Genomic DNA, 13,622 nt, shown 5'->3' on the forward strand with positions numbered 1-13,622 from the left:
CGCCGCCGGGACCGCGCTGCGCACGGCCGCGCTCGACGGCCGGCCGGTCTCCCCCGAGGACCTGCGCACGGCCGTACGGGCCCAGAACGGCGCGGGCCTCGCCCGCCTCGCCCGCCGGGTGGAGCCCGCGGTGGGCTGGGACGACCTGGTGCTGCCCGCCCCCACCCACCGCGGGCTGCGCGAACTCGCGGTGCGCGCCCGCCACCGCGACCAGGTGCTCGGACAGTGGGGCATGCGCCCCGGCGGCGGCCGCGGCCGCGGGGTGATCGCCCTGTTCGCGGGCCCCTCCGGCACCGGCAAGACCATGTCCGCCGAGGTCGTGGCGGCCGACCTGGGCATGGACCTGTACGTGGTGGACCTGTCCACGGTCGTCGACAAGTACGTCGGCGAGACCGAGAAGAACCTGGAGCGGATCTTCACCGAGGCCTCGGCCGTCAACGCGGTGCTGCTGTTCGACGAGGCCGACGCGATCTTCGGCAAGCGCTCGGAGGTGAAGGACGCCCACGACCGGCACGCCAACGTCGAGTCGGCCTATCTGCTCCAGCGGATGGAGTCGTTCGACGGCATCGCCGTCCTGACCACCAACCTCCGGGCCAATCTGGACGAGGCGTTCACCCGCCGACTGGACGTGGTCGCGGACTTCCCCGTGCCCGACGCCGCCCAGCGCCTGGCCCTGTGGGAACGCTGCCTGGGCGACCGGCTGCCCCGCGCCGACGACCTCGATCTCGGCTTCTGCGCGGACCGGTTCGAACTGGCCGGCGGCTCGATCCGCGCCTGCGCGGTGACGGCGGCCTACCTCGCGGCCGCGGAGGGCACGGCGCTGACCATGACCCAGCTGGTGACGGCGATCGCCCAGGAGTACCGCAAGCTCGGACGCCTCGTCCTGGAGGGCGAGTTCGGACCGTACCTCGCCCAGGTCACACACGTGTAAGCCGCCGGCGGCGGACGTGCAGGGCGCGCTGCCTGGACGGTACGGCCGGGGCGCCCGGGAAGGCAGCGTGCTTGCCCCCGGCCAGGTCCGTGCGCACCTGCCCCCGGCGGACAGCCGCCGGAAAGGCTGGGGGCGGACCTGAACGCAGCACAGCGAGACGAAGGAGCGAGTATGCCGACGTACCTCACCCCGGGTGTGTACGTGGAGGAGGTGCAGTCCGGTGCTCGCCCGATCGAAGGGGTCGGCACCGCCGTCGCCGCGTTCGTCGGGTTCGCCCAGAGCGGCCCGTTCCACGAGCCGACGCTGGTCACCAGCTGGGACCAGTACACCCAGAACTTCGGCGGCTTCACCGAGGGCACCTATCTGGCTCACGCGGTCTACGGGTACTTCGCCAACGGCGGCGGCGCCGCGTACGTCGTCCGCATCGGCGGGGCCGCGCAGGACGCCTCCGCGGCGGGCGCCGCCGGGCGCCCGAGCATCGGCGCGGCGCAGCCCGTCGAGCTCGGCGGCTTCCTGCTCGCGCCCCGGTCCGGCGTCACCGGCGTGTCCGTGGAGATCGCCGACGCGGATGGCGAGAACCCGCCCGAGGACCGCTTCAAGCTGCTGGTCCGCCAGGGCGACAAGGTGGTCGAGACGTACGAGGCGTCGACCCGCAAGAGCGTCAAGGGCTACCTCGTCACGCAGGCCCGCGCCTCGAAGCTGATCGAGGTCACCGAGCAGCGCAACGCCGCCCAGGCCCGGCCCGCCGCGCAGACCCTGGCCCTGCCCGACGCCCCGGCCGCACCCGCCGCCACCGGCGGCTCCGACGTGGCCCGGCTCGACCCGGCCGAGTACGTCGGCGACGCGGGCGCCCGCACCGGGTTCGCGGGTCTGGAGACCATCGACGAGATCACCATGGTCGCGGCCCCGGACCTGATGAGCGCCTACCAGCGCGGCGACATCGACGCCGAGGGCGTACGCACCGTGCAGCTCGCCGTCATCTCGCACTGCGAGCAGATGGGCGACCGAGTGGCCGTCCTGGACGCTCCCCCCGAGCTCTCCGCCCAGCAGGTGCGCACCTGGCGCCAGGACGAGGCCGGCTATGACTCCCGCTACGCCACCCTCTACTACCCGTGGATCCGGGTCTTCGACCCGGCCGCCGGGCGCAACACGATCGTCCCGCCGAGCGGTCACGTCGCCGGCGTGTGGGCGCGCAGCGACGCCGAGCGCGGGGTGCACAAGGCCCCCGCCAACGAGGTGATCCGCGGCGCGGTCGATCTGGAACTGCGGCTGAGCAAGGGCGAGCAGGACCTGCTGAACCCGATCGGCGTGAACTGCGTCCGGGCCTTCCCCGGCCGTGGCATCCGGATCTGGGGCGCCCGTACCCTCTCCTCCGACCCGGCCTGGCGCTACCTGAACGTGCGCCGCCTCTTCAACTACCTCGAAGAATCCATCCTCCTGGGCACCCAGTGGGTGGTCTTCGAGCCGAACGACGACCGGCTCTGGTCGAGCATCCGGCGCAATGTCACCGCCTTCCTCACCGAGGAGTGGCGCCGCGGCGCGCTGTTCGGACGCACTGCCGCGGAGGCGTTCTACGTCAAGTGCGACCGGGACAACAACCCGCAGGAGTCGATCGACCAGGGCCGTGTGGTCTGCGAGATCGGCGTGGCGCCCGTCAAGCCGGCGGAGTTCGTGGTGTTCCGCCTGGCCCAGTTCTCCGACAGCACCAGCCTCGTCGACGAGTGACCCGCGGGTCCGCAAGGAAAGGTTGACAGACACACATGGCAACGGGAGATGCTCTTTCCACCCATATCTTCGGCGTGCAGCTCGGTGGTTACCTGGTCGAGTCGATCCAGGAGATCAGCGGGTTCACCGTCGAAGAGGATGTCGTCGAGGTCAAGCAGGTCACCTCGGACGGCAAGCAGATCATCCGCAAGCAGCCGGGCGCCCGGCAGGCCGGCGAGATCACGATCACCCGGGGACTCGACCAGAGCAGCGAGTTCACCAAGTGGATCAAGGAGACCCTGAACAACGGGGCCGTGAACTCCGCTCGGCAGAACCTCACGATCGAGATCAAGGACACCGAGGGCAACACGGTCCGCCGTATCCAGCTGATGCAGGGCTGGGCCTCCAAGTGGGAGGGCCCGTCCCTCAAGGCGGGCGACTCTTCCCCGGCCACCGAGTCCGTCACGATCGTGTTCGAGGAGATCGTCGTCGAATGAGGCGCCGTACGGTGACGGCGGGCAACCTGGAGGATCTCCTCCAGGTGACAGCGCCCGCCCAGGCGTCGGAGCAGGCGGCGGCCACCCCGGCCGCCGCCCCGCCGCGCCGTGAGGACCACGGCCTGCGCACCGAGTTCGAGTTCGAGCTCCCGCGCGGGTACGTCGACGAGGCGGGCACCGTGCACCGGCACGGCTCGATGCGGCTGGCCACCGCCCGCGACGAACTGCGCCCGCAGATCGATCTGCGAGTCAAGGAGAACCCGGCGTACCTGAGCGTGGTGCTGCTCAGCCAGGTGATCACCCGGCTCGGCGACATCACCGATGTGCACGCCGGGATCGTGGAGCGGATGTACGCGACCGACGTCGCGTTCCTCCAGGACTTCTACCGACGCGTCAACAGCGAGGGGCACACCCGCGCGGCGGTCACCTGCCCGCACTGCGAGGGCGGCTTCGAGGTCGACCTCTCCGGTGGGCGCCTGGGGGAATCGTGACGTACGCGCTCCCCCGGCTCCGGGAGGAGATCGCGTACATCGCCTACCACTTCCACTGGCAGCGCGACGAGATCCTCGACCTGACGCACGGCGAGCGCCAGGAGTGGGTCGCCGAGATCGCTCGTATCAACACCCGTGTGAACGAAGGCGGTTGAGCAGATGGGATGGCGGGACAGGCTGCGCCGGCGTGCCGCCGTGCGGGAGGCGTCCTCCGGCGTCGTGGGCCCGTCCCAGGACACCGCCGCCGCGCGGGACGTCGACGTGCCCGGCGACTGGGACGGCGGCTGGCGCATGACCGCGCCGCCCCGACTGACCGTGTCGCGCGCCCCGATGGGCGTCAGCGACGGGCTCGTCTTCCGGTCCCGCCTGGCCGCGTGGCGCGACCCGTCGTTCGACACCGGGCTCGCCCACGCCCTGCTGCCGACCGCCCCGGCCGGCCTCGTACGCGGGGTCGCCCGCCCCGCCACCGCCCGCACCACCCACAGCGGCGGCCCACTGCTGCTGCGCGCGGTGCGCCCGTACGAAGCGGAGGGCGGGAAGGGGGCGGAGGAGCCGTACGAGCCGGTACGGCCGTCGGAGCGGGTACGGCCGTCGGAACCGGGTTCCGCGCGGGAGCGGGACACGCCGCTGATCGCGCGCCGCGCGCGGTCCGACGCCGCCCCGTCGCGGCCGGGGCCGTCGGGTGGGCGTGGCCGGGTTGCGGATCCGGGGGCGTCCGGATCGGGTACGTCCGCATCCGCGGGGGGCACGGGCGGATCGGGATCGGGCGCCGGCGGGTCGATGCCGAACGCCGTGCAGCCTTCCCCCGGCGGCGGTCGCTCGGGTCGCCACGACGCGGGCGCCGACCCGCGTCCGGCCGCAGGCGGTTCACCGGGTCCTGTCGTGGCGCGTGCCACCGCTCGTGGCGAGGCGGGGGAAACCCGCTCGGACAAGGGGGTGTCGAGTACGCCGACACCCGCGACGCCGCAGTCGTCGGTGCACCGGGCTCCGTCGGGGGCGTCGAGCGAAGCCGCGCGGGGCGCAGGCAGCCCCGGTGAGGCATCCGGTACCCGTGCTCCCACGCCCACGCCCACGCCCACGTCCACGCCCACGTCCACGCCCACGTCCACGTCCACGCACACGTCCACGTCCACGCACTCCGCAGCCCTCCTCGGCGCGCCCGCTCCCGCTGTGCAGCGGGCCGAGGCGACGGGCGGCGGCGCCGTGTCGCCTGCCGCGCCCGGGCGGGTGCCGGCGCCTCCGAGCTTCCCGCTGATCCGCCGTATCGCAGTGGTGCCCGCGTCCGATCCGCCCGCTCAGCGGGCGGCGGCGAGGACTTCAGGAGCCGGCGGAAGCACTGGCTCCACCGGCTCCCCGTCCCGACCGTCCGCCGCGTCGCGCCCGTCCGCACAGCGGGCCACGGCCGACACGTCGGGATCCGGCAGGCGCACCGCCTCCGCGGGATCCCCCTCCGGTCAGGCGGCGGCCTCCACCCCGCCCGTCCAGCGGTCCGCCGCCGGCGCTTCAGGAACCGGAGGAAGCAAGGAGCAGGCTGCAGCGAGCACTTCAGGGTCGGGAAGCCTCTCCGGCTCCAGGATCTCCGCGTCCGCCCAAGCAGCCCCCGGCGTCGTCACGCCCCGCGCCGAAGCGGCGTACGCACCGGTCCGGCCGCGGGCCGTCGGCGGCTCGCTGACCGTCGCCCGGGTCCCTGCCGTACCCCGACGCCGCGTGTCCATCGTGCCTCCTGCCCTCACCCCGGCGCCCGACGCGCGGACGGCCCCGGTCACGGCTCCGGCGCCCCCGAACTCGCCCGCGCAGCGCGCCGGAAGCCGTGCACCGCTCGGCGCACCGCTGACCGAACTGCCCGCCACAGCGGTACCAGCGGGCCGCAGCGCATCCGCGCCCGGCTCCGCACTCGCACCGGCGATGCCCGTGGTCCAGCGCCAGGCGGAGCCCTCGGCCGACCGTGCGGCAAGGCCCGACAGCGGTGGTCCGCAGACCTCCCCGCAGCCCCGCGCCGGGAAGCCCGCCGCCCCGGCCGGCTCAGCCTCCCAGCCCAAGGCGACCCGCGAGTCGGGCCCGGGACGGTCTGCGCCCCGCGTACGCACCGGGCTCGGCGCTCCCATGTCCGCGCTGCCGCCGAGCGCCGCACTGCCCGCTCCCCCGGCGCGTCCCATGTCCGCTGCCGACATCCAGCGTGCGCTGGCGGCCGCGTCCGCCACGACGCCCCCCGGCCCGTCCGCGCCGCCGGCCGGCGACGCGCCGCTGCTGGGGGCCGACGACGTGCAGCGCCGTACCGCCGAAGGCTCCGCGGCAGCACAGGACTCCGCACCGGGTGCCACGACCTCCGCGCCCCCGCACGGCAGCACGGCCGGTGCTCCCCCGCTCGTCCAGCGAGCCACCGCCTCGCCGGACCTCGCGACCCCGACAGGCACCGCTCCCGCCCCGGGCGGGCCGCGCACGCCCTCCGGCTCCCGGCGTGCCGACAAGTCGACGCCGACCGGCGGCGCCCGCCCGGTTCCGCTCGTCGTCGCCCGCGCCGTCACCGACCGGAGCGGGACCGGGAGCAAGACCCCGAGCGGGACCGGGAGCAAGACCCGGAGCGGGACCCCACACCTCACGTCCGGCGCGACAACGCCCTTCGCGCCCCGCACCCTCCAGCTCCTGGCGGCACGGCCCCTGGCCCTAGGCACCCGCGACATGGGAAGCGCGGCCGCCCCCGCCCCGCGCCCGGCGAGCCGTCCCGTGGTCGCGGCCCGCTGGCCGCAGGTCCAGCGCGCGGCGGACGGGCCGCACCCGCAGGTAGCGGCCACACCAACACCCGTACGGACCCGTGCCGTTGCCCCTGTCGTCGCCTCCTCCCGCCAAGCCCCGCGCCCCTCGCACCCGGCCCGCGTCGCGGCCGCACCGCTCCCCGTGACCGGCCCGCAAGCCCCGCCCCTCGTGGTCCAGCCGTCCTCGGCCGCCCCGTCCGCACACCCCGTCCCCGTCGTGCGGCCCAGGCCGTCGGCCCCCTCCATCGCCCCGGGAGCGACCGGTCCCGCGCCACCGGCGAGCGCGCCGCCGGTGCAGCGCAGCACCACAGCTGGCACTGACGGCGCCCGGGGCAAGGCCGGGCCGGCCGGTGTTCAGGCCGCCCCGGCCTCGGCGCCGTCCGCCCGGCCCGGGCGTCCCCGCGGCGCCGGGGAACCCCAAGGCCCCGACCTCGACCTCGACGATCTGGCACGCCGACTGCTCGATCCGGTCGCCCGCCTCCTGCGCACCGAATTACGGCGCGGCCGGGAACGGGCGGGCAGGCCCTTCGACGGGCGCCGCTGAGCACACGCAGGACGAGACACAGACGACGGACGGACGACGGACCGATGACGGACAACATCTTCGCGACCAGCGTGTTCTTCCGCCTTGCCATCGGCGGCAACGACCTGGGCGCCTTCAACACCTGCTCGGGCATGGGCGCGGAGGTCGAGATGGAGAGCTACGCCGAGGGCGGCAACAACGGCTTCACCTGGCAGCTGCCGGGGCGGGTGACCTGGTCGAACATCACCCTCACCCGGCCTGTCACCGCCGACACGGCGAAGATCGGCCGCTGGCTGGACGAGACGCTGCGGCGGGTCGAGCCCAAGGACGGCGAGATCGTGGCGCTGCGGCCCGATCTGAGCCGGATCATCAGCTGGCAGGTGTTCGGGATCGTGCCGGTGCGGTGGCAGGGCCCGTCCTTCGACCCCGCCAACTCCGAAGCGGCGGTGGAGACCCTGGAGATCGCCCACGCGGGCCTCGTCCCCTCCTGACACCCCACCCCCGTCCCCCGTCCACGCCGCTCCGGAAAGGAGTCCACGCCATGGCCTCATCGGCACGCGCCAGCCGCGCCCGGGCCCAGCTCACCCTCAAAGAGCCGCCGGCCTCCGTCGGGGCCAAGCCCGGCGGGACGATCGCGCGGCTCGACCTCCAGTTCAATCCGTCGACCCTGCAGTTGAGCAAGAGCACCGAGTGGCGGCGGTCCCCGTCCCGGATGGCCGGGCAGTCGGCGCTGCCCGAGTTCGTGGGCAGCGGTCCGCGCACGCTGAGCCTGGAGGTGTTCCTGGATGCCACCGCCAAGCACGACAACTCGGTGGAGCAGGCGGTGGAGAAGCTGATGAAGGCGTGCGTGCCGACGCCCGCCAGCCTCGGCCGCAAGAAGCCGGCGAGCCCCTGGGTGCGCTTCGAGTGGGGCAGCGCGCGCACGACGTCGTTCGACGGGGTGCTGTCGAGCCTGTCGGTGTCGTACACGCTCTTCGACGTGGACGGCAAGCCGTTGCGGGCCACCTGCTCGCTGTCCATCGAGGAGGCGAGCGTCGACCCGCCGGGCCAGAACCCGACGTCCGGCGCGCGCACCGCCCGCAGTACGCACACCGTGGTGGCGGGCGACAGTCTGGCGATGCTGGCCTGGCGCGAGTACGGCGACGCGACGGCCTGGCGGGCCATCGCGGAGGCCAACGGCATCGACGACCCGATGGCGCTCGTCCCCGGCGCCGAGCTCGTGGTGCCGGGCATGCGGGACGACGAATCCGGTGACAACGAGGAGGAACGGTGAGCACCGAAGCCGGAGGCCGGTCGTTCGCGGCCGACCCGATCGTGGAGGCGCCGGGTGAACTGCCGCCGATCTGGGCGGCGCAGCTGGTGAGTTGTGTGGTGGACGAGAACGTGGGTCTGCCGGACACCGCGGTCCTCACCTACCGCGACCCCGACCACGAGTTCCTGCGCGCCACCGGCATCACCATCGGCAGCCCGCTGCGGGTGTCGGTGGTGACGGTGAAGGGGCAGGCGCGGGAGCGGCTGTTCAACGGCGAGGTCACGGCCCTGGAGATCGACCGGGACCGCACCGGCTCGTTCACCGTCGTGCGCGCCTACTCCAAGGCGCACCGCCTCCAGCGGGGCCGCAAGGTCGTGGCGTACCGGAACATGACGGCCGCCGCGATCGTCCGCAAGGTGGCCGCCGGAGCGGGACTGGCCGTCGGGAAGGTGGAGGCGGCGCCGGTGACGTACAAGCAGCTGTCCCAGTCGAACGTCTCCGACTGGGACTTCCTGCAGTTCCTCGCGGGAGAGAGCGGCGCGCAGGTGCGGGTCGACGACAAGGGGCTGCTGCAGTTCACCAAGCCCGTGAAGGCGTCCGGGGCGCCCGCCCCGTCGACGTCGGCCGTGCGCAACCCGATGGTCCTGGAGTACGGGCGGAACCTGCTGGCGCTGCGGGCCTCGCTGTCGGCGGCGGACGGGGCCGCGAAGGTGCAGGTGCGCGGCTGGGACGTGACGACGAAGCGGCCGTTGGTCGCCGAGCAGCCGTCGGTGGTCAGCGACACGGTGGTGCCAGGGCTGAGTCCGCAGTTCGCGGCGCGGTTCGGCAAGGCGGCGGTGGCCGTCACGGACACTCCCTACCGTACGCAGGCCGAGACGACGGCGGTCGCGAAGGCGGCCGCGGACCAGGTCAGCGCCGGTTTCGGCGAGTTGGAGGCGGTGGCCGAGGGAAACCCGCTGCTGCGGGCGGGCAAGCCGGTGGCGCTCGGCAACGTGGGGCAGGCGTTCTCCGGCCGGTACACGGCGACGGCCGTGCAGCACGTCCTGGAGCCGGTCGGCGGCTACCGCACCACGGTGTGGGTCAGCGCGAGCCCGGACCGCTCTCTGACCGGCCTGGTGACCGGCGCCAACGCGCCGGGGCGCGGCCCGCGCATCCCCGGTCTCGCGATCGGCGTGGTCACGGACGTGCGCGAGCCGAACGGCTCCGAACGCGGCGCGGTGCGCCTGAAGTTCCCCTGGCTGGACGACACGTACGTCACGGACTGGGTGCGCACCGTCCAGTGGGGCGGCAAGGGCGGCGGCGGCGTGGTGAGCCCCGAGGTCAACGACGAGGTGCTCGTGGGCTTCGAGCAGGGACTGCTCGACAGTCCGTACGTCATCGGCGGGCTCTACAACGGCGTGGACAAGCCCTCGCCGCACGACGTGCCGCTGATCGACAAGACGAGCGGGAAGGTCAACCGCCGCTCGGTGGTGTCGCGTTCGGGTCACCGTGTGGAACTCCTCGACGCGGCGGCGCCGGGACCGTCCGGACTGCGCCTGGTGACCGGGGACGAGCGTCTGGAGGTCCGCATGGACGACCGCCGGGACCGGATCGAGCTCACCGTGTACGCGGGACGGAACCGTCCGCTGACCTCCGTGCTCCTGGACAAGAACGGCATCACGCTGGACGCCGGGCGGGGCACCGTGAAGGTGACCGGCCGTCAGGTGGACATCGACGGCGCTGACGGAGTGAACATCGGCGGCCGGTCGGTGCAGGTGAACGGAAAGTCGGACGTGACCGTCAACGGCGGCCTGCTCGGCGTCCTCAAGGCCCGACTCATCCGGATCAACTGAGGCCCTGCCCATGCCCCTCGGATCCGCGTACGCACCCCCCGCCTCCCTCCCCTGGAGCCCCTGATGCCAGCCGCAGCCCGTACCGGCGACCCCACTGACCACGGCGGGCGGATCGCCACCCCGCCGCCCGGCGCCGCCGCGGCGGTGGCGACGGTGATGATCGGCGGCCTCCCCGCCGCCGTCGTGGGCAGCCTGCACATCTGCGTCGTCCCTCCGCACGCGGCCCTGGGACCAGGCAATCTCATCGTGCCCAACCCGGCCGGGCTCGCCTCGGGCACGGTGCTCATCGGCGGGCTGCCGGCCGCGAAGGCCCGGGACCAGACGACATGCGGCGCGATGATCCTGACCGGCGCCATGAACGTCCTGATCGGGGGTGTGTGATGAGCGAGCGGTTCATCGGACGCGGCTGGGCGTTCCCGCTGCGGGTCGGGCCGACCGGCGGGATCGCCATGGTCGAACGGGAGCGGGAGCTGGAGGAGGCCATCCGTCTGGTGCTCGGCACCGCGCCCGGCGAGCGGCCGATGCGGCCCGAGTTCGGCTGCGGGATCCACGAGTACGTCTTCGCCCCCGGCGACGGCGACACCGCCGGGCGGGTCGCCCAGCAGGTGCGCGAGGCGCTGGAGCGGTGGGAGCCCCGGATCGCGGTGGACGAGGTCGTCGTGGCCTTCGACTCCGTGGACGCGGGCACCCTCTACATCGATGTGCACTACACCGTGCGCACCACCAACGACCGGCGCAACCTGGTCTTCCCCTTCTACACGATCCCCTCCGAGGAGGGGGCCGAGGAAATGGTCGCGGACTGATGGCCCTGCCCTCCCCCAACCTGGACGACCGACGGTTCCAGCAACTCGTCGACGAGGCGAAGCGGTACGTGCAGCAGCGCGCCCCGGAGTGGACCGACCACAACGTCTCCGACCCGGGCGTCACCCTGATCGAGACGTTCGCCTACCTCGTGGACCAGCTGCTCTACCGGCTCAACCGGGTCCCGGACAAGAACTACCTGGCGTTCCTGGACCTGTTGGGCATCCAGCTGTTCCCGCCGTCGGCCGCCGGCGCCGAGGTCGACTTCTGGCTGTCGGCCCCGCAGCCCGACCCGGTGGCCCTGCCCCCGGGCACCGAGGTGACGACCGCGGCCGGCGAGACCGAGGAGTCCGTGGTCTTCGCCACCGTCGACGAACTGCGCATCCTGCCCAGCGAGTTGACGCGTCTGGTCACCGCACCCCAGACCGGCGAGCAGACCGACCGGACCAGTGCCCTCGCCGAGGGGCGCGACATACCGTGCTTCCAGGCGACGCCCGCCCCCGGCGACGCGCTGCTGTTCGGCCTGCCGACGGCGGTGCCGCGCTGCGTGGTCGCGGTGCGCCTGGACAGCCGCGTCGAGGGCGTCGGCGTCGACCCGCGCCAGCCCCCGCTGGTGTGGGAGGCATGGGACGGCGCCCGCTGGCAGCGCTGCGAGACCGGCTCCGACACCACCGGCGGTCTGAACCGGCCGGGCGAGGTCATCGTGTACGTACCGGCCGGGCACGCCGCGTCGGTGATCGCCGGGACCCGCGCGGGCTGGCTGCGCTGCCGGGTCACCGAGCCGGAGCCCGGCCAGCCGTTCTACTCGGAGTCCCCGACCGTGCGCGAGGCCGCCGTGTTCACCGTCGGCGGCACGATGACCGTGGAGCACGCCGAGTCGGTGACCGACGTACCGCTCGGCGCGTCCGAGGGCGTGGCCGGACAGACCTTCCGGCTCGGCCGTCCGCCCGTGCTGCTCGACGGGGAGCCCCCGGTGGTGGAGGTCTCCTCCCCCGAGGGTTGGCAGCGCTGGGACGTGGTCGAGCACTTCGGCCGCTCGGGACCCGACGACCGGCATGTCCGCGTGGACGCCACCACCGGCGAGTTCCTCTTCCCGCCTGTGCTGCGCGAGTCCGACGGCACCCTGCGCGCCTGCGGCGCCGTACCGCCCAAGGGCGCCCAGGTCCGGGTGGCCCGCTACCGCACCGGGGGTGGCCCGGCGGGCAACGTGGCCCGTGGCGCGATCTCCGTACTGCGCAGCTCCGTCCCGTACATCGCCCGGGTCACCAACCGGGAGGCGGCGCGCGGCGGGGTCGCCGGGGAGACCATCGACAACGCCAAGCTGCGGGCGCCGGAGACGCTGCGCATGCAGGAGCGCGCGGTGACCGCCGAGGACTACGAGATCATCGCCCGCCAGGCGGCCCCCTCGGTGCGCCGGGTCCGCTGTCTGCCCGTCAGGGACGGCGAGCCGGGCGCGGTACGGGTGCTGGTGGTGCCGGACGCGGTGCCCGACGAGGGCGACCGGCTGCGTTTCGAGCAGCTGATCCCGTCCGACCAGGTGCTCGCCACGATCACCGCGTCCCTCGACGAACGGCGCCTGATCGGCACCCGCCTCGTCGTCCAACCGCCCGTCTACCAGGGCGTCACCGTGGTCGCTCGGCTCTCCGCGCCGGCCGGGGACGCCGATCGGGTGCGGGACGCGGCGCTCGCCGCGCTGTTCCGGCACCTCGACCCGCTGCACGGCGGGCCCGACGGCGCCGGCTGGCCGTTCGGGCGGCCCGTGCAGTACGGCGAGGTGTTCGGCGTCCTGCAACGCGCCATCGGCGACGTCCTGGTGGAGGAGATCCGGATGTTCGCCGCCGACCCGATCACGGGGCGGCGCGGCGCTCCGGTCGACCGGATCGACATCGGCGCGGGCACGCTGGTCTTCTCGTACCAGCACCAGGTGGTCGTGACGGCCTCGGAGCCGGAGGTGCGCGGATGAGCCGGGCCGCCGTCCCCGGCCTGCCCAGCCGCTACCCGATCGGCGAGCAGCTGCCCGCGCTGTACGCCGACGACGACTTCGCCCAGCGGTTCACGGCGGGCCTCGACACGGTCCTGGCCCCGGTGTTCGCGACCCTCGACAACCTGCCCGCCTACCTCGACCCCCGGCTTGCCCCGGCCGACTTCCTGTCCTGGCTGGCCCTGTGGGTCGGCGGCGTCGACGACCCCCGGTGGCCGGTGGAGCTGCGGCGCGAGGCGGTGGCACGCGCGGTGGAACTGCACCGCTGGCGCGGCACCCGACGCGGTCTGATCGAGGCGTTGCGGCTGATCCTGGGGGTGTCCGCCGAGGTCAGCGGCGACGGCGGAGCCACCTGGTCCGACTCGTCGGGCGCCGCACCGCCGCCCGCTCCGGCCGGCGAGGTTCTGGTACGGGTGTGGCCGCACCGCGAGGCGACCGTGGACGCGGACCGGGTCCGCTCGCTCGTCCGCACCCTGTGCCCGGTCCACACGGTCTGCCGGGTCGAGGTCCTGCCGGGGCCGCCCAAGGGTGAGGTGAACGGAGGTGACGGCGGTGCGTGAATGTCCGGTGTGCGGGGCCTCCAATGGCCCGACGGACGATTTCTGCGGCAACTGCGGGTCGTACTTGGGCTGGTCGGACAGCAGTACCCAGGGTCCGGCGGACACAGGGGCGGGGGACGGAGGGCCGGGGAGCGGCGACGCGGAGGGCGTCGCACGCCCGGCGGTCGCGGCTCCGGAGTCCGTGGACCCGCCGCCGCCCGCCCGCGTCGTGCCCGAGCCGCCGCCGGAGCCCCCGGCAGCAGCTCCCTCCCCACCGGAGCCCTCCCCTGCACCGACGCCGCCGCCCGAGGCCGGTCC

At 74.1% G+C, this 13,622-nt stretch carries 13 protein-coding genes; all 13 read left to right on the top strand.

Annotated elements, in window-relative coordinates; all coding sequences use genetic code 11:
- On the top strand, window positions 1-931 hold a 931-nt coding region (locus tag VIU94_RS04510), incomplete at its 5' end, for an ATP-binding protein (RefSeq protein WP_331907775.1).
- A 171-nt stretch (window positions 932-1,102) separates the two neighbouring features.
- Complete coding sequence (locus VIU94_RS04515) at window positions 1,103-2,656, top strand: phage tail sheath family protein (RefSeq protein ID WP_331907777.1); 1,554 nt, start codon at window positions 1,103-1,105, stop codon at window positions 2,654-2,656.
- A 35-nt stretch (window positions 2,657-2,691) separates the two neighbouring features.
- Entirely contained in the window at window positions 2,692-3,132 is a 441-nt protein-coding gene (locus tag VIU94_RS04520; protein ID WP_331907779.1) for a contractile injection system inner tube protein, read from the top strand.
- The gene (locus VIU94_RS04525) at window positions 3,129-3,623 is read left to right on the top strand and encodes a hypothetical protein (protein WP_331907781.1); all 495 of its coding nucleotides are present in this window, start codon (window positions 3,129-3,131) and stop codon (window positions 3,621-3,623) included. Before VIU94_RS04520 ends, VIU94_RS04525 begins: the two co-directional genes overlap by 4 nt.
- Entirely contained in the window at window positions 3,620-3,778 is a 159-nt protein-coding gene (locus VIU94_RS04530) for a DUF6760 family protein (protein WP_331907783.1), read from the top strand. The genes VIU94_RS04525 and VIU94_RS04530 overlap by 4 nt, the downstream gene beginning before the upstream one ends.
- 4 nt (window positions 3,779-3,782) lie before the next feature.
- Window positions 3,783-6,920, top strand: a complete 3,138-nt coding sequence (locus tag VIU94_RS04535) for a hypothetical protein (protein WP_331907785.1) — start codon at window positions 3,783-3,785, stop codon at window positions 6,918-6,920.
- Window positions 6,921-6,964: 44 nt separating this feature from the next.
- Window positions 6,965-7,390: a phage tail protein gene (locus VIU94_RS04540; protein ID WP_331907787.1), complete on the top strand. Its 426-nt coding sequence runs from the start codon at window positions 6,965-6,967 to the stop codon at window positions 7,388-7,390.
- Between the two features lie 50 nt (window positions 7,391-7,440).
- Complete coding sequence (locus VIU94_RS04545; RefSeq protein WP_331907789.1) at window positions 7,441-8,172, top strand: CIS tube protein; 732 nt, start codon at window positions 7,441-7,443, stop codon at window positions 8,170-8,172.
- A complete protein-coding gene (locus VIU94_RS04550; RefSeq protein WP_331907791.1) occupies window positions 8,169-9,983 on the top strand; it encodes a VgrG-related protein in 1,815 nt (604 codons plus the stop codon). The genes VIU94_RS04545 and VIU94_RS04550 overlap by 4 nt, the downstream gene beginning before the upstream one ends.
- Before the next feature lie 63 nt (window positions 9,984-10,046).
- Window positions 10,047-10,364: a PAAR domain-containing protein gene (locus tag VIU94_RS04555; RefSeq protein ID WP_331907793.1), complete on the top strand. Its 318-nt coding sequence runs from the start codon at window positions 10,047-10,049 to the stop codon at window positions 10,362-10,364.
- Complete coding sequence (locus VIU94_RS04560; RefSeq protein ID WP_326587580.1) at window positions 10,364-10,786, top strand: gp25 family contractile injection system sheath assembly initiator; 423 nt, start codon at window positions 10,364-10,366, stop codon at window positions 10,784-10,786. Before VIU94_RS04555 ends, VIU94_RS04560 begins: the two co-directional genes overlap by 1 nt.
- Window positions 10,786-12,747, top strand: a complete 1,962-nt coding sequence (locus VIU94_RS04565) for a putative baseplate assembly protein (protein WP_331907795.1) — start codon at window positions 10,786-10,788, stop codon at window positions 12,745-12,747. The genes VIU94_RS04560 and VIU94_RS04565 overlap by 1 nt, the downstream gene beginning before the upstream one ends.
- A complete protein-coding gene (locus VIU94_RS04570; protein WP_331907797.1) occupies window positions 12,744-13,325 on the top strand; it encodes a phage tail protein in 582 nt (193 codons plus the stop codon). The genes VIU94_RS04565 and VIU94_RS04570 overlap by 4 nt, the downstream gene beginning before the upstream one ends.
- Window positions 13,326-13,622: the final 297 nt, after the last annotated feature.

The organism is Streptomyces sp. (genome assembly GCF_036566765.1).
Classification (GTDB): Bacteria; Actinomycetota; Actinomycetes; order Streptomycetales; family Streptomycetaceae; genus Streptomyces.

What these genes read in the sequence shown, in the direction of transcription:
- VIU94_RS04515 (WP_331907777.1), top strand. Translation starts at nt 1,103, where the DNA reads ATGCCGACGTACCTCACCCCGGGTGTGTACGTGGAGGAGGTGCAGTCC.
- VIU94_RS04520 (WP_331907779.1), top strand. Translation starts at nt 2,692, where the DNA reads ATGGCAACGGGAGATGCTCTTTCCACCCATATCTTCGGCGTGCAGCTC.
- VIU94_RS04525 (WP_331907781.1), top strand. Translation starts at nt 3,129, where the DNA reads ATGAGGCGCCGTACGGTGACGGCGGGCAACCTGGAGGATCTCCTCCAG.
- VIU94_RS04535 (WP_331907785.1), top strand. Translation starts at nt 3,783, where the DNA reads ATGGGATGGCGGGACAGGCTGCGCCGGCGTGCCGCCGTGCGGGAGGCG.
- VIU94_RS04540 (WP_331907787.1), top strand. Translation starts at nt 6,965, where the DNA reads ATGACGGACAACATCTTCGCGACCAGCGTGTTCTTCCGCCTTGCCATC.
- VIU94_RS04545 (WP_331907789.1), top strand. Translation starts at nt 7,441, where the DNA reads ATGGCCTCATCGGCACGCGCCAGCCGCGCCCGGGCCCAGCTCACCCTC.
- VIU94_RS04555 (WP_331907793.1), top strand. Translation starts at nt 10,047, where the DNA reads ATGCCAGCCGCAGCCCGTACCGGCGACCCCACTGACCACGGCGGGCGG.
- VIU94_RS04560 (WP_326587580.1), top strand. Translation starts at nt 10,364, where the DNA reads ATGAGCGAGCGGTTCATCGGACGCGGCTGGGCGTTCCCGCTGCGGGTC.
- VIU94_RS04565 (WP_331907795.1), top strand. Translation starts at nt 10,786, where the DNA reads ATGGCCCTGCCCTCCCCCAACCTGGACGACCGACGGTTCCAGCAACTC.
- VIU94_RS04570 (WP_331907797.1), top strand. Translation starts at nt 12,744, where the DNA reads ATGAGCCGGGCCGCCGTCCCCGGCCTGCCCAGCCGCTACCCGATCGGC.